The 16,015-nt window shown below is 65.9% G+C and carries 11 protein-coding genes; all 11 read left to right on the forward strand.

Translation table 11 applies throughout. The annotated features are described in order from the left end of the window. Nucleotides 1–67: 67 nt before the first annotated feature. The 11 genes from rplK (at nt 68) to fusA (ending at nt 15,912) form a co-directional block, all read left to right on the forward strand. The gene (gene rplK, locus FCH28_RS19125) at nt 68–502 is read left to right on the forward strand and encodes a 50S ribosomal protein L11 (protein ID WP_016571043.1); all 435 of its coding nucleotides are present in this window, start codon (nt 68–70) and stop codon (nt 500–502) included. A gap of 81 nt (nt 503–583) precedes the next feature. Then, nucleotides 584–1,300: a 50S ribosomal protein L1 gene (gene rplA / locus FCH28_RS19130; protein WP_006604864.1), complete on the forward strand. Its 717-nt coding sequence runs from the start codon at nt 584–586 to the stop codon at nt 1,298–1,300. Nucleotides 1,301–1,449: 149 nt separating this feature from the next. Beyond that, nucleotides 1,450–2,292, forward strand: a complete 843-nt coding sequence (locus tag FCH28_RS19135) for an SCO4651 family lipoprotein (protein ID WP_246103001.1) — start codon at nt 1,450–1,452, stop codon at nt 2,290–2,292. Between the two features lie 297 nt (nt 2,293–2,589). After that, nucleotides 2,590–3,141, forward strand: coding sequence for a 50S ribosomal protein L10 (gene rplJ, locus FCH28_RS19140; protein ID WP_136741288.1), 552 nt, complete (start codon nt 2,590–2,592; stop codon nt 3,139–3,141). Nucleotides 3,142–3,222: 81 nt separating this feature from the next. Next, complete coding sequence (gene rplL, locus FCH28_RS19145; protein WP_136741289.1) at nt 3,223–3,606, forward strand: 50S ribosomal protein L7/L12; 384 nt, start codon at nt 3,223–3,225, stop codon at nt 3,604–3,606. Between the two features lie 629 nt (nt 3,607–4,235). Next, nucleotides 4,236–7,721: a DNA-directed RNA polymerase subunit beta gene (gene rpoB / locus FCH28_RS19155; protein WP_136741290.1), complete on the forward strand. Its 3,486-nt coding sequence runs from the start codon at nt 4,236–4,238 to the stop codon at nt 7,719–7,721. 126 nt (nt 7,722–7,847) lie between these two features. Further along, a complete protein-coding gene (locus tag FCH28_RS19160) occupies nt 7,848–11,759 on the forward strand; it encodes a DNA-directed RNA polymerase subunit beta' (RefSeq protein ID WP_136741498.1) in 3,912 nt (1,303 codons plus the stop codon). A gap of 218 nt (nt 11,760–11,977) precedes the next feature. Further along, nucleotides 11,978–12,454 (forward strand): DUF1707 and DUF4190 domain-containing protein, encoded by a 477-nt coding sequence (locus tag FCH28_RS19165; protein WP_136741499.1) that lies wholly within the window; start codon nt 11,978–11,980, stop codon nt 12,452–12,454. Between the two features lie 453 nt (nt 12,455–12,907). Next, nucleotides 12,908–13,279: a 30S ribosomal protein S12 gene (gene rpsL, locus FCH28_RS19170; RefSeq protein WP_003948652.1), complete on the forward strand. Its 372-nt coding sequence runs from the start codon at nt 12,908–12,910 to the stop codon at nt 13,277–13,279. A gap of 2 nt (nt 13,280–13,281) precedes the next feature. Then, nucleotides 13,282–13,752: a 30S ribosomal protein S7 gene (rpsG, locus tag FCH28_RS19175; RefSeq protein WP_004571813.1), complete on the forward strand. Its 471-nt coding sequence runs from the start codon at nt 13,282–13,284 to the stop codon at nt 13,750–13,752. 39 nt (nt 13,753–13,791) lie between these two features. After that, nucleotides 13,792–15,912: an elongation factor G gene (gene fusA, locus FCH28_RS19180; RefSeq protein ID WP_136741291.1), complete on the forward strand. Its 2,121-nt coding sequence runs from the start codon at nt 13,792–13,794 to the stop codon at nt 15,910–15,912. Nucleotides 15,913–16,015: the final 103 nt, after the last annotated feature.

Below are 16,015 nucleotides of genomic sequence, written 5' to 3' on the forward strand. Positions count from 1 at the left end.
CGGTATGCCTCCATCCGGATGACCGGATTGCGGGGCGAACCAACTCTCACTAGGACCCGGAGAGAGCATGCCTCCCAAGAAGAAGAAGGTCACGGGGCTTATCAAGCTCCAGATCCAGGCCGGTGCCGCGAACCCGGCTCCGCCGGTCGGCCCCGCGCTGGGTCAGCACGGCGTCAACATCATGGAGTTCTGCAAGGCCTACAACGCCGCGACCGAGTCGCAGCGTGGCATGGTCGTGCCGGTGGAGATCACGGTCTACGAAGACCGTTCCTTCACCTTCGTCACCAAGACTCCGCCGGCCGCCAAGCTCATCCTGAAGGCCGCGGGCGTGGAGAAGGGCTCCGGCGAGCCGCACAAGACCAAGGTCGCCAAGATCACCGAGGCGCAGGTCCGCGAGATCGCCACCACCAAGATGCCCGACCTGAACGCCAACGACCTGGACGCCGCGTCGAAGATCATCGCCGGCACCGCCCGTTCCATGGGCATCACGGTCGAGGGCTGATCCCAGCCCCCTCAGGCACCCCCGTGGCAGGGCCAGGCGCTGGCCCGCACCACGACTCCACCCACTGCACCAGGAGCAGAAGTGAAGCGCAGCAAGACTCTTCGCAACGCGGACGCGAAGATCGACCGGGAGCGTCTGTACGCCCCGCTCGAGGCCGTCCGTCTCGCCAAGGACACCACGTCCGTCAAGTTCGACGCGACCGTCGAGGTCGCCATGCGTCTGGGTGTCGACCCGCGCAAGGCCGACCAGATGGTCCGTGGCACCGTGAACCTCCCGCACGGCACCGGTAAGACCGCCCGGGTCCTGGTCTTCGCGACCGGTGACCGTGCTGCGGCCGCGGAAGCCGCCGGCGCCGACATCGTCGGCTCCGACGAACTGATCGACGAGGTCTCCAAGGGCCGTCTGGACTTCGACGCCGTCGTCGCCACTCCGGACCTCATGGGCAAGGTCGGCCGCCTCGGCCGCGTGCTCGGTCCGCGTGGTCTGATGCCGAACCCGAAGACCGGCACCGTCACCCCGGATGTCGCCAAGGCTGTCACCGACATCAAGGGCGGCAAGATCGAGTTCCGCGTGGACAAGCACGCGAACCTCCACTTCATCATCGGCAAGGTCTCCTTCGACGAGACCAAGCTGGTGGAGAACTACGCCGCGGCGCTCGAGGAGATCACCCGCCTCAAGCCGTCCGCCGCCAAGGGCCGCTACATCAAGAAGGCCACCATCACCACCACGATGGGCCCTGGCATCCCGCTGGACGCCAACCGCACCCGCAACCTCCTCGTCGAGGACGAGGCCGTCTGATCTCTCTGATCGACGCCTCGTAGCGCGCGCTACACGACGTCGGGCCCCGTATTCCTCAGGGAATACGGGGCCTGACGCGTTCGGTGTCAGCCGTCTGGACTACAGTCACCCCCGAGGTCCATACAGGAGATCAAAAGGGGGAGCCTCAAGTGCGTAGCACGCGTATCACCGCCGCTGTGGCGGGAGTTGTCATGCTGGTGGGCGGTCTGAGCGCCTGTAACGGCGGCAAGGACGACAACGCCGGGGGCAGCGGCAGCGGCGGGAAGAACGGTGCCGCAGGCCAGCAGTCGGAGTCCAAGAGCCCTCTGGACCTGCTGAAGCAGGTCTCGCAGGAGACGAACGGCAAGAACTCCGCGAAGATCGACGGCACGGTCAAGAACGGTCCGGCGGAGCAGTCCATGAAGGGCGCGATGGACTGGTCGAACGGCATGAACATGACCGTCGACATCACCAGCAAGGGCGGCATGGGGTCCGGCAAGCCCATGAAGGCGCTCTACACGCCCGACGCGATGTACATGAACATGGGCATGCCGATCCAGGGCAAGTCCTGGATCAAGTACGACTACGACGTCATGGCCAAGAAGATGGGCGCCGCCGGTGCGCTCATGAAGGACATGATGCAGAACAACAACCCCAGCAAGTCGGTGGACATGCTGATCGCCTCTGGCAAGGTCAAGGAGGTCGGCAAGGAGGACGTCCGCGGCGTCCAGGCGACCCACTTCACCGGCACCCTCGGCGTGACCGAGCTGGCCCGCATGCAGTCCAAGAACGTCAGCGAAGAGCAGCTGAAGGCACTGGAGAAGCAGCTGCAGCAGTCCGGCGCCAAGAACGAGACCATCGACCTGTGGATCGACTCGGACAACCTGCTCGTCAAGAAGCGTGAGCAGATGGACGGCAAGACCGCGTACGACTCCACCGTCTTCTACTCGGACTACGGCACCAAGGTCTCCGTGACCCCGCCGCCGGCCAGTGAGACGACGGAATACAAGTAAGCAGCAGTAGGGGAGCGGGGGCGTCGTCGATGCCCCCGCTCAGCCGATTTGCCTGACCGCAGACCGTTCCCGTACCGTGTGCAGGAAGCCAAAGACCGCTGGTTGTCTCTGCGCGTCCGAACTCGGACGTGTGGTGGCCGAAGGATCCGCTAGCTGCGGACGGCCTGCGCAGGTATGTATGAGACGAACTCCCGGATTCCGTTCGGTCGAGTCACGCCCCGTGCCCCTGCGCCGGGGCGTTTGTTTTGCCCAGCCCCTTCTGCGCGGTCCTCATCACCCGGAAGGAGGCCGAGGCTCATGGCGACGTCTGACAAGAACGCAGCCGTTGCGGAGATCACGGAGAAGCTCCGCGACTCCAACGCAGCTGTTGTGACTTCTTACATCGGACTGACTGTGGCACAGCTCAAGGAGCTGCGTCGTTCTCTCGGCGAGAACGCTCAGTACCGTGTGGTGAAGAACACGCTGACCAAGATCGCGGCCAAGGAAGCCGGGATCGAGCTGGACGAGCACCTCAAGGGCTCGACCGCTGTTGCCTTCGTGACCGGTGACCCGGTCACGGCGGCGAAGGGTCTTCGTGACTTCGCCAAGGAGAACCCCGCTCTCGTCATCAAGGGCGGTGTCCTTGACGGCAAGGCACTGACCGCCGACGAGATCAAGAAGCTTGCGGACCTCGAGTCCCGCGAGGTTCTGCTCGCCAAGCTGGCGGGTGGCATGAAGGCGTCCATGGCCAAGGCCGCGGCGACCTTCCAGGCCCCCCTCACGAAGTTCGCCCGCACCGCGGACGCGCTTCGCAGCAAGGTCGAGCAGGGCGGTGCCGGTACGCCGGCTCCCGCCGAGGCCGCCGAGTAATCACTCGCCGGCCCAGCGGGCCCGTACGCCCGCCATTCATGTACATCCGGCACCAGCCGAATTAGTGGAAGGACCGCCACCATGGCGAAGCTCAGCCAGGAAGACCTGCTCGCGCAGTTCGAAGAGATGACCCTCATCGAGCTCTCCGAGTTCGTGAAGGCGTTCGAGGACAAGTTCGACGTCGAGGCCGCTGCCCCGGTCGCCGTTGCCGCCGCCGGTGCCCCGGGCGCCCCGGCCGCCGAGGCCGAGGAGCAGGACGAGTTCGACGTCATCCTCACCGGCGCCGGCGACAAGAAGATCCAGGTCATCAAGGTCGTGCGTGAGCTGACCTCCCTGGGCCTGAAGGAGGCCAAGGACCTCGTCGACGGCACCCCGAAGCCCGTCCTCGAGAAGGTCGACAAGGCCGCCGCGGAGAAGGCCGCCGAGTCCCTCAAGGGCGCCGGCGCCTCCGTCGAGGTCAAGTGACCTCACTGAGTCTCCGACTCACGTCCTGAGCGCCTCTGGCGCCACGTGGACACAGCGAAGGGCGATCACCCATGCGGGTGGTCGCCCTTCGGCGTGCTCGGCCACGGCTGCATTGCCCCGCTCCGGCGTGCGAGTATGGTGATCTTCGTTGCCCGGAGGTGCTCCGCATGTGACGAGCTCCCAGAGGTGGGGGGCCTTGACGAACCGCACGCGGCGCGCAATTCTCGGGACGCGACGCAGAAGCGATCCAGGGTCCGAGGCATGGATCGCCGACGAAGAGGGAAGCATCGGTGTGCGCCACTGGCGCAGGGCTTTCGGCAGGCGCAGGGCATTGGGCGTAGAGAAGAACAACGAGGGGTTCTCCGCAGCGGAGGGCATGACCTCCCGGAGGGAGAAGATCGGTATCACGGTGCTGAACCGGTCTCCGGAAACTCGCTCTGGACATCAGTGTGCCAAGTGGCTACACTGACCCTTTGCGCTGCCTGTTAGCTGCTCCCTGCCCGTCACCAGGGGCATACCCGAGCCCGAGCAAAGCTGAATGATCCGCCCTGACCTGGGCTTTCCCTCAGTCTGCTCGATTCGGGACCGGTACGCGCGTAGTGAGTCCGAGCCCTCGGAAGGACCCCCTCTTGGCCGCCTCGCGCAACGCCTCGACTGCCAATACGAACAACGGCGACAGCACCGCCCCGCTGCGCATCTCTTTTGCGAAGATCAAGGAGCCCCTCGGGGTTCCGAACCTCCTTGCGCTGCAGACCGAAAGCTTCGACTGGCTGCTCGGCAATGCCGCATGGAAGGGTCGCGTCGAGGCTGCGCTGGAGAGTGGGCAGGAAGTTCCCACCAAGTCCGGTCTCGAAGAGATCTTTGAAGAGATCTCCCCGATCGAAGACTTCTCCGGGTCGATGTCGCTGACGTTCCGCGACCACCGCTTCGAGCCCCCGAAGAACTCCATCGACGAGTGCAAGGAGCGCGACTTCACGTACGCGGCTCCGCTGTTCGTCACCGCCGAGTTCACCAACAACGAGACCGGCGAGATCAAGTCCCAGACGGTCTTCATGGGCGACTTCCCGCTCATGACGAACAAGGGCACCTTCTGCATCAACGGCACCGAGCGTGTCGTCGTCTCGCAGCTGGTCCGCTCGCCGGGCGTCTACTTCGACAGCTCCATCGACAAGACGTCCGACAAGGACATCTTCTCCGCCAAGATCATCCCGTCCCGGGGTGCCTGGCTGGAGATGGAGATCGACAAGCGCGACATGGTCGGTGTGCGCATCGACCGCAAGCGCAAGCAGTCCGTGACCGTTCTGCTCAAGGCTCTCGGTTGGACGACCGAGCAGATCCTGGAGGAGTTCGGCGAGTACGAGTCCATGCGCGCCACCCTGGAGAAGGACCACACCCAGGGCCAGGACGACGCGCTGCTCGACATCTACCGCAAGCTGCGTCCGGGCGAGCCGCCGACCCGTGAGGCCGCGCAGACGCTGCTCGAGAACCTCTACTTCAACCCCAAGCGCTACGACCTCGCGAAGGTCGGCCGCTACAAGGTCAACAAGAAGCTCGGCGGCGACGAGCCGCTGGACGCCGGTGTGCTCACCACCGACGACATCATCGCCACGATCAAGTACCTGGTGAAGCTGCACGCCGGTGAGACCGAGACGATGGGCGAGAGCGGCCGGGAGATCGTCGTCGAGACCGACGACATCGACCACTTCGGCAACCGTCGTCTGCGCAACGTCGGCGAGCTCATCCAGAACCAGGTCCGTACGGGTCTCGCCCGTATGGAGCGCGTCGTGCGCGAGCGCATGACCACTCAGGACGTCGAGGCGATCACGCCGCAGACCCTGATCAACATCCGGCCGGTCGTCGCCTCCATCAAGGAGTTCTTCGGCACCAGCCAGCTGTCCCAGTTCATGGACCAGACCAACCCGCTGTCGGGTCTGACCCACAAGCGCCGTCTGTCGGCGCTGGGCCCGGGTGGTCTCTCCCGTGAGCGGGCCGGCCTGGACGTCCGTGACGTGCACCCGTCGCACTACGGCCGCATGTGCCCGATCGAGACCCCCGAAGGTCCCAACATCGGTCTGATCGGTTCGCTCGCGTCCTACGGCCGGGTCAACGTCTTCGGCTTCATCGAGACCCCGTACCGCAAGGTCGTCGACGGTCAGGTCACCGAGGAGGTGGACTACCTCACCGCCGATGAGGAGGACCGCTTCCTGATCGCGCAGGCCAACGCGCCGCTGACCGAGGACATGCGGTTCGCCGAGCAGCGTGTGCTGGTCCGCCGCCGCGGCGGCGAGGTCGACCTCGTCACCGTCGAAGAGGTCGACTTCATGGACGTCTCGCCGCGCCAGATGGTGTCGGCCGCGACCGCCATGATCCCGTTCCTCGAGCACGACGACGCCAACCGCGCGCTCATGGGATCGAACATGATGCGCCAGGCCGTTCCGCTGATCAAGGCGGAGTCCCCGCTGGTCGGCACCGGTATGGAGTACCGCTGCGCGGTCGACGCCGGTGACGTCATCAAGGCGGAGAAGGACGGTGTGGTCCAGGAGGTCTCCGCGGACTACATCACCGTTGCCAACGACGACGGCACGTACACCACGTACCGCGTCGCCAAGTTCACCCGCTCCAACCAGGGCACCTCCTTCAACCAGAAGGTCGTCGTGGACGAGGGCGCGCGGGTCATCGAGGGCCAGGTCCTCGCCGACGGTCCGTCCACGGACGAAGGCGAGATGGCGCTCGGCAAGAACCTGCTCGTCGCGTTCATGCCGTGGGAGGGCCACAACTACGAGGACGCGATCATCCTGTCGCAGCGCCTCGTGCAGGACGACGTCCTCTCCTCGATCCACATCGAGGAGCACGAGGTCGACGCCCGTGACACCAAGCTCGGCCCCGAGGAGATCACCCGGGACATCCCGAACGTCTCCGAGGAGGTCCTCTCCGACCTCGACGAGCGCGGCATCATCCGCATCGGTGCCGAGGTCGTCGCCGGCGACATCCTCGTCGGCAAGGTCACGCCCAAGGGTGAGACCGAGCTGACCCCCGAGGAGCGCCTGCTCCGCGCGATCTTCGGTGAGAAGGCGCGCGAGGTGCGCGACACCTCGCTGAAGGTGCCGCACGGTGAGATCGGCAAGGTCATCGGCGTCCGCGTCTTCGACCGCGAAGAGGGCGACGAGCTGCCCCCGGGCGTGAACCAGCTGGTCCGCGTCTACGTCGCGCAGAAGCGCAAGATCACCGACGGTGACAAGCTCGCCGGCCGGCACGGCAACAAGGGTGTCATCTCGAAGATCCTGCCGGTCGAGGACATGCCGTTCCTCGAGGACGGCACCCCGGTCGACATCATCCTCAACCCGCTGGGTGTCCCGTCCCGAATGAACCCGGGACAGGTCCTGGAGATCCACCTGGGCTGGCTCGCCAGCCAGGGCTGGAAGGTCGAGGGCGTCGACGAGGAGTGGAAGAAGCGTCTGCACGCGATTTCCGCCGACGAGGTCGCCCCCGGCTCCAACGTCGCCACCCCGGTGTTCGACGGTGCGCGCGAGGACGAGATCTCCGGTCTCTTCGAGTCGACGATCCCGAACCGCGACGGCGAGCGCATGGTGAAGGGCTCCGGCAAGGCGCGGCTGTTCGACGGCCGCTCCGGCGAGCCGTTCCCGGACCCGATCTCCGTCGGCTACATGTACATCCTCAAGCTCCACCACCTGGTCGACGACAAGCTGCACGCGCGCTCGACCGGTCCGTACTCGATGATCACCCAGCAGCCGCTGGGTGGTAAGGCTCAGTTCGGTGGCCAGCGCTTCGGTGAGATGGAGGTGTGGGCGCTGGAGGCTTACGGCGCCGCGTACGCCCTCCAGGAGCTGCTGACGATCAAGTCCGATGACGTGACCGGCCGCGTGAAGGTCTACGAGGCCATCGTCAAGGGCGAGAACATCCCCGAGCCCGGCATCCCCGAGTCCTTCAAGGTGCTCATCAAGGAGATGCAGTCCCTGTGCCTCAACGTGGAGGTGCTGTCCTCGGACGGCATGTCCATCGAGATGCGCGACACCGACGAGGACGTCTTCCGCGCCGCGGAGGAGCTCGGTATCGACCTGTCCCGGCGCGAGCCGAGCAGCGTCGAAGAGGTCTGACGGGTCTGGCCGGGGCCTTGTGATCCAAGGCCCCGGCTAACCCCGGACCCCCAGTCAGACCAAGATTGAGACTCGACCCTGGCAGCGAAATTGTCGGGGGAACCCCCGAAGGTGGGATTGACGACAGTGCTCGACGTCAACTTCTTCGACGAGCTGCGGATCGGCCTCGCCACCGCTGACGACATCCGTCAGTGGTCGCACGGCGAGGTCAAGAAGCCGGAGACGATCAACTACCGCACCCTCAAGCCCGAAAAGGACGGACTCTTCTGCGAGAAGATCTTCGGTCCGACCCGGGACTGGGAGTGCTACTGCGGTAAGTACAAGCGCGTCCGCTTCAAGGGCATCATCTGCGAGCGCTGTGGCGTCGAGGTCACTCGCGCCAAGGTGCGTCGTGAGCGGATGGGTCACATCGAGCTTGCCGCTCCCGTTACCCACATCTGGTACTTCAAGGGCGTGCCGAGCCGGCTGGGCTACCTGCTGGACCTCGCCCCCAAGGACCTCGAGAAGGTCATCTACTTCGCCGCCTACATGATCACGTGGGTGGACGAGGAGCGCCGCACCCGCGATCTGCCCTCGCTGGAGGCTCACGTCTCCGTCGAGCGCCAGCAGATCGAGCAGCGCCGCGACTCCGACCTGGAGGCCCGCGCCAAGAAGCTCGAGACCGACCTGGCCGAGCTGGAGGCCGAGGGCGCCAAGGCCGATGTGCGCCGCAAGGTGCGCGAGGGTGCCGAGCGCGAGATGAAGCAGCTGCGCGACCGTGCGCAGCGCGAGATCGACCGTCTCGACGAGGTCTGGAACCGCTTCAAGAACCTCAAGGTCCAGGACCTGGAGGGCGACGAGCTGCTCTACCGCGAGCTGCGTGACCGCTTCGGCACGTACTTCGACGGCTCCATGGGCGCCGCTGCTCTGCAGAAGCGCCTGGAGACCTTCGACCTCGAAGAGGAGGCCGAGCGCCTCCGCGAGATCATCCGTACCGGCAAGGGCCAGAAGAAGACCCGTGCGCTCAAGCGCCTCAAGGTCGTCTCCGCCTTCCTGCAGACCCGCAACAGCCCCAAGGGCATGGTGCTGGACTGCATCCCGGTGATCCCGCCGGACCTGCGTCCGATGGTGCAGCTGGACGGTGGCCGCTTCGCGACCTCCGACCTGAACGACCTGTACCGCCGTGTGATCAACCGCAACAACCGCCTGAAGCGGCTTCTCGACCTCGGTGCGCCCGAGATCATCGTGAACAACGAGAAGCGCATGCTCCAGGAGGCCGTGGACGCCCTCTTCGACAACGGTCGTCGTGGCCGTCCGGTCACCGGCCCGGGCAACCGTCCGCTGAAGTCGCTGTCCGACATGCTCAAGGGCAAGCAGGGCCGCTTCCGTCAGAACCTGCTCGGTAAGCGAGTCGACTACTCGGCGCGTTCCGTCATCGTCGTCGGCCCGCAGCTCAAGCTGCACCAGTGCGGTCTGCCCAAGGCCATGGCGCTGGAGCTCTTCAAGCCGTTCGTGATGAAGCGCCTGGTCGACCTGAACCACGCGCAGAACATCAAGTCGGCGAAGCGCATGGTCGAGCGTGGCCGCACCGTCGTGTACGACGTCCTCGAAGAGGTCATCGCCGAGCACCCGGTGCTGCTGAACCGTGCGCCCACCCTGCACCGTCTGGGCATCCAGGCCTTCGAGCCGCAGCTGGTCGAGGGCAAGGCCATTCAGATTCACCCGCTCGTCTGCACCGCGTTCAACGCGGACTTCGACGGTGACCAGATGGCCGTCCACCTCCCGCTGTCCGCGGAGGCCCAGGCCGAGGCCCGCATCCTGATGCTGTCCTCGAACAACATCCTCAAGCCGGCCGACGGCCGTCCGGTCACCATGCCGACCCAGGACATGGTGCTCGGTCTCTTCTTCCTCACCACGGATGAGGAGGAGCGCGAGGTCAAGGGCGAAGGCCGGTCCTTCGGATCCGTCGCCGAGGCCATCATGGCCTTCGACGCGCGTGAGCTGTCGCTCCAGGCGAAGGTCGACATCCGCTTCCCGATCGGCACCGTCCCGCCCCGTGGCTGGACCCCGCCGGCCGCGGACGAGTCCGAGGGCTTCGCCGCGAGCGAGTGGCAGCAGGGTGACAGCTTCCGGCTGCGGACGACCCTGGGCCGTGCGCTCTTCAACGAGCTGCTGCCCGAGGACTACCCGTTCGTCGACTACTCGGTGGGCAAGAAGCAGCTCTCCGCGATCGTCAACGACCTGGCCGAGCGCTACCCCAAGGTCATCGTGGCGGCGACGCTCGACAACCTGAAGGCGGCCGGTTTCCACTGGGCGACCCGTTCCGGCGTCACCGTCGCCGTTTCGGACATCGTCGTCCCGGAGGCCAAGAAGGCCATCGTCCAGGGCTACGAGGCCCAGGACGAGAAGGTCCAGAAGCAGTACGAGCGCGGTCTGATCACCAAGGACGAGCGCACGCAGGAGCTCATCAACATCTGGACCAAGGCGACCAACGAGGTTGCCGAGGCGATGAATGAGAACTTCCCGAAGACCAACCCCATCTTCATGATGGTGGACTCCGGTGCTCGCGGAAACATGATGCAGATGCGTCAGATCGCGGGTATGCGTGGTCTGGTGTCCAACGCCAAGAACGAGACCATCCCGCGGCCCATCAAGGCGTCGTTCCGTGAGGGTCTGTCCGTGCTGGAGTACTTCATCTCCACGCACGGTGCCCGTAAGGGTCTGGCGGACACCGCCCTGCGTACCGCCGACTCGGGTTACCTGACCCGTCGTCTGGTGGACGTCTCGCAGGACGTCATCATCCGCGAGGAGGACTGCGGCACCGAGCGCGGCCTCAAGCTGCGGATCGCCTCGAAGGGCGCCGACGGTGTCCTGCGCAAGGCGGACGACGTCGAGTCCTCCGTGTACGCGCGGATGCTCGCCGAGGACGTTGTCGTCGACGGCAAGGTCATCGCCTCGGCCAACGTCGACCTCGGTGACGTGCTCATCGACCAGCTGGTCGTGCACGGCGTCGAGGAGGTCAAGACCCGCTCGGTCCTGACCTGTGAGTCCGCGGTCGGCACCTGTGCCTTCTGCTACGGCCGTTCGCTGGCCACCGGCAAGCTGGTCGACATCGGTGAGGCGGTCGGCATCATCGCCGCCCAGTCCATCGGTGAGCCCGGCACCCAGCTGACGATGCGTACCTTCCACACCGGTGGTGTGGCCGGTGACGACATCACCCTGGGTCTGCCGCGTGTCGTCGAGCTCTTCGAGGCCCGTACGCCCAAGGGTGTCGCCCCGATCTCGGAGGCGGCCGGCCGGGTTCGCATCGAGGAGACCGAGAAGACCAAGAAGGTCGTCGTCACGCCGGACGACGGCAGCGACGAGACGGCTTACGGCGTCTCCAAGCGTGCCCGTCTCCTGGTGGGCGAGGGCGATCACGTCCAGGTCGGCCAGCCGCTGACCGTGGGTGCGATCAACCCGCACGACGTGCTGCGGATCCTCGGCCAGCGTGCCGTCCAGGTCCACCTGGTCGGCGAGGTCCAGAAGGTCTACAACAGCCAGGGCGTGGCGATCCACGACAAGCACATCGAGATCATCATCCGGCAGATGCTGCGCCGTGTGACGATCATCGAGTCCGGCGACGCCGAGCTGCTGCCGGGCGAGCTCGTGGAGCGCACGAAGTTCGAGGGCGAGAACCGTCGGGTCGTGGCGGAAGGCGGCCACCCGGCCTCCGGCCGTCCGCAGCTGATGGGTATCACCAAGGCTTCGCTGGCCACCGAGTCCTGGCTGTCGGCGGCGTCCTTCCAGGAGACGACCCGGGTGCTCACCGACGCGGCGATCAACGCCAAGTCGGACTCCCTGATCGGCCTCAAGGAGAACGTCATCATCGGTAAGCTCATCCCGGCCGGTACGGGCCTGTCCCGCTACCGCAACATCCGGGTCGAGCCCACCGAGGAGGCCAAGGCCGCGATGTACTCGGCCGTCGGTTACGACGACATCGACTACTCGCCCTTCGGCACCGGCTCCGGCCAGGCGGTCCCGCTGGAGGACTACGACTACGGTCCGTACAACCAGTAGGCGACAGCAACGCGACAGGGCGGTCATCCCACTCGGGGTGGCCGCCCTGCGGCGTTCCCGGACCGTGTCGTACCACCCTGCAACCGGGGGAACTTGTCCCCCCATTGCTGCGTCTGTGATGAGAAGATAGAGGGAACTGTCGAGCGGGGGAGGTTCGCGAAGTGGCATTCCAGCCGTGGCAGGGTGGCCAGCCCGCTCAGCCGCATCAGGTGCCGGCGATGCGCGCTTCGCACGCCGATCGTGAACGTGCGGTCGATGTGCTGAAGGCGGGCTTTGCCGAAGGACGGCTCGGCCAGACGGAGTACGAGCAGCGGATCACCCGCGCCTACCAGGCGCAGACCCACTCCGAGTTGCAGATGCTGGTCGCGGACCTGCCCCAGGGGCCGGTGCCGCAGGCGCAGTTCCAGCCGAGGGTGCCGGCGACGTTCATGCCGATGCCCATGCAGATGCCGATGCCGGTGCATACGAACAGCTCGGCCACGGGCGCCCTGGTCTGCGGGATCATGGCGCCGATGACATGGGGGCTGACGGCGATTCCGGCCGTGATCCTGGGCCACAAGGCGCGCGCCGAGATCCGTCGGACGGGCGAGCGTGGCGACGGCCAGGCCATCGCCGGTCTGGTGCTGGGCTGGCTGGGCATCGGCGCGTGGGCGCTGTTCTTCCTGGTGTTCGTGCTGCTGGCCGCGGTGAACTGAGCGGACGCCGGGCCGCCGGGGCGGGGGCGCCTCCCGTGCCCCGAGGCAGGGGGAAGGATCATGGCGGTGTGCGGCCCCCGCCGTCCGGTGGCCGGGGCCGGTGCCGGCGGCGTGTTGCCTTCTTCCGTACGGCGATGGATCCCACTACGGTGGCCGCAACGCCGTGAGGAGTCCGGCGTGTCCTTCGCGTGTGCATTTGTTTTGACCGCAGCCCATGCGGTAGGTACGCTCTGACCTTGTGCCTGGGGTGTCCCTGGGCTGCCGTGCGCGCAATCTCCCCCAGCCTAGGCCGGGAGTCGCCATCAGCGCGGAAGCCAGGTTTTGACACCGCAATCTGCCGCCTCCCTCGTTCCAGCGAGGTCGGTCTGCAGTATTCGACACACCCGACCGCGTGGGTCGGTGAATGTTCCAGGTTAGCTTTACCGAGACTGGCACACAGAAACCGGAGAAACGGTGCCTACGATCCAGCAGCTGGTCCGCAAGGGCCGGCAGGACAAGGTCGAGAAGAACAAGACGCCCGCGCTTGAGGGTTCCCCCCAGCGCCGTGGCGTCTGCACGCGTGTTTTCACGACCACCCCGAAGAAGCCGAACTCGGCCCTGCGTAAGGTCGCGCGTGTGCGTCTGACCAGCGGGATCGAGGTCACCGCTTACATTCCGGGTGAGGGCCACAACCTGCAGGAGCACTCGATCGTGCTCGTGCGTGGCGGCCGTGTGAAGGACCTGCCGGGTGTTCGGTACAAGATCATCCGCGGCTCCCTCGACACGCAGGGCGTCAAGAACCGCAAGCAGGCTCGCAGCCGCTACGGCGCCAAGAAGGAGAAGTAAGAATGCCTCGTAAGGGCCCCGCCCCGAAGCGCCCGGTCATCATCGACCCGGTCTACGGCTCTCCTCTGGTGACCTCCCTCATCAACAAGGTTCTGCTGAACGGCAAGCGCTCCACCGCTGAGCGCATCGTTTACGGCGCCATGGAGGGTCTGCGCGAGAAGACCGGCAACGACCCGGTCATCACGCTCAAGCGCGCGCTCGAGAACATCAAGCCGACCCTTGAGGTCAAGTCCCGCCGCGTCGGTGGCGCGACCTACCAGGTCCCGGTCGAGGTCAAGCCCGGCCGTGCCGCGACTCTCTCGCTCCGCTGGCTCGTGGGCTACTCCCGCGCCCGCCGCGAGAAGACCATGACCGAGCGCCTCATGAACGAACTGCTCGACGCCTCCAACGGCCTCGGCGCTTCGGTCAAGAAGCGCGAGGACACGCACAAGATGGCCGAGTCCAACAAGGCCTTCGCGCACTACCGCTGGTAGTCGCAACCCACATCGAGACCGAGAGAAGATTGAGCCACTATGGCCACCACTTCGCTTGACCTGGCCAAGGTCCGCAACATCGGGATCATGGCCCACATCGACGCGGGCAAGACGACCACCACCGAGCGGATCCTGTTCTACACCGGTGTCTCTTACAAGATCGGTGAAGTCCACGACGGCGCTGCCACGATGGACTGGATGGAGCAGGAGCAGGAGCGCGGCATCACGATCACGTCTGCCGCGACGACCTGCCACTGGCCGCTGGAAAACGTCGACAACACCATCAACATCATCGACACGCCGGGCCACGTCGACTTCACCGTCGAGGTGGAGCGTTCGCTGCGCGTGCTCGACGGTGCGGTGACGGTGTTCGACGGCGTCGCCGGTGTCGAGCCCCAGTCCGAGACTGTCTGGCGTCAGGCGGACCGCTACGGCGTGCCGCGTATCTGCTTCGTCAACAAGCTCGACCGTACGGGTGCCGAGTTCCACCGCTGCGTCGACATGATCGAGGACCGCCTTGGCGCGGTTCCGATCGTGATGCAGCTGCCGATCGGCACCGAGATGGACTTCAAGGGCGTCGTCGACCTCGTGAAGATGAAGGCCCTGGTCTGGTCGGCCGAGGCTGCCAAGGGCGAGATGTACGACACCGTCGACATCCCGGCCACGCACGCCGAGGCCGCCGACGAGTGGCGCGGCAAGCTGCTCGAGACCGTCGCCGAGAACGACGAAGAGATCATGGAGCTGTACCTCGAGGGCCAGGAGCCCACCGAGGAGCAGCTGTACGCGGCGATCCGCCGTATCACGATCGCTTCCGGCAAGGCCGAGAACACCACCGTCACCCCGGTGTTCTGCGGTACCGCGTTCAAGAACAAGGGCGTTCAGCCCCTGCTCGACGCGGTCGTGCGCTACCTCCCCTCCCCGTTGGACGTCGAGGCCATTGAGGGCCACGCGGTCAACAACCCGGAGGAGGTCGTCTCCCGCAAGCCGTCCGAGGACGAGCCGCTGGCCGCCCTCGCGTTCAAGATTGCGAGCGACCCCCACCTGGGCAAGCTCACCTTCATCCGGGTGTACTCGGGCCGCCTTGAGGCCGGCTCGCAGGTGCAGAACTCGGTGAAGGGCAAGAAGGAGCGCATCGGCAAGATCTACCGGATGCACGCGAACAAGCGTGAGGAGATCGAGTCGGTGGGTGCCGGTGACATCGTCGCCGTCATGGGTCTGAAGCAGACCACCACCGGTGAGACCCTCTGCGACGCCGGTCACCCGGTCATCCTGGAGTCGATGGAGTTCCCGGCCCCGGTCATCCAGGTCGCCATCGAGCCCAAGTCCAAGGGCGACCAGGAGAAGCTGGGTGTCGCCATCCAGCGACTCGCCGAAGAGGACCCCTCGTTCCAGGTGCACACCGACGAGGAGACCGGCCAGACCATCATCGCGGGTATGGGCGAGCTGCACCTCGACGTGCTGGTCGACCGTATGAAGCGTGAGTTCCGGGTCGAGGCCAACGTCGGTAAGCCGCAGGTGGCCTACCGCGAGACCCTGCGCAAGGCCGTCGAGCGTCTCGACTACACGCACAAGAAGCAGACTGGTGGTTCCGGCCAGTTCGCGAAGGTGCAGATCGCGATCGCGCCCCTCGAGGGCGACGGTTACGAGTTCGAGAACAAGGTCACCGGTGGCCGCATCCCGCGGGAGTACATCCCGTCCGTGGACGCGGGCTGCCAGGAGGCCATGGAGTTCGGCGTGCTCGCCGGCTACCCGCTGACGGGCGTCAAGGTCACCCTTCTCGACGGTGCGTTCCACGAGGTCGACTCGTCGGAAATGGCCTTCAAGATCGCCGGTTCGATGGCCTTCAAGGAGGCCGCCCGCAAGGCCAGCCCGGCCCTGCTCGAGCCGATGATGAAGGTCGAGGTCACCACGCCCGAGGACTACATGGGCGATGTGATCGGCGACATCAACTCGCGTCGTGGTCAGATCCAGTCCATGGAGGACCGCAGCGGCGCCAAGCTCGTCACGGGCCTGGTCCCGCTCTCGGAGATGTTCGGCTACGTCGGAGACCTCCGCAGCAAGACGTCGGGTCGCGCAAGCTACTCGATGCAGTTCGACTCCTACGCCGAGGTTCCGCGGAACGTCGCCGAGGAGATCATCGCGAAGGCCAAGGGCGAGTAGCTCCGTCTCCCGAGAGTCGGAACACGCTTTAGGCTTGACACCGTCTGATGGGGCAATCCCCGCAAACCGTGAGGATTGCCCCGTCAGCCGGCACCCCAGCAAA

This window comes from Streptomyces piniterrae, assembly GCF_005048155.1.
Taxonomy (GTDB): domain Bacteria; phylum Actinomycetota; class Actinomycetes; order Streptomycetales; family Streptomycetaceae; genus Streptomyces; species Streptomyces piniterrae.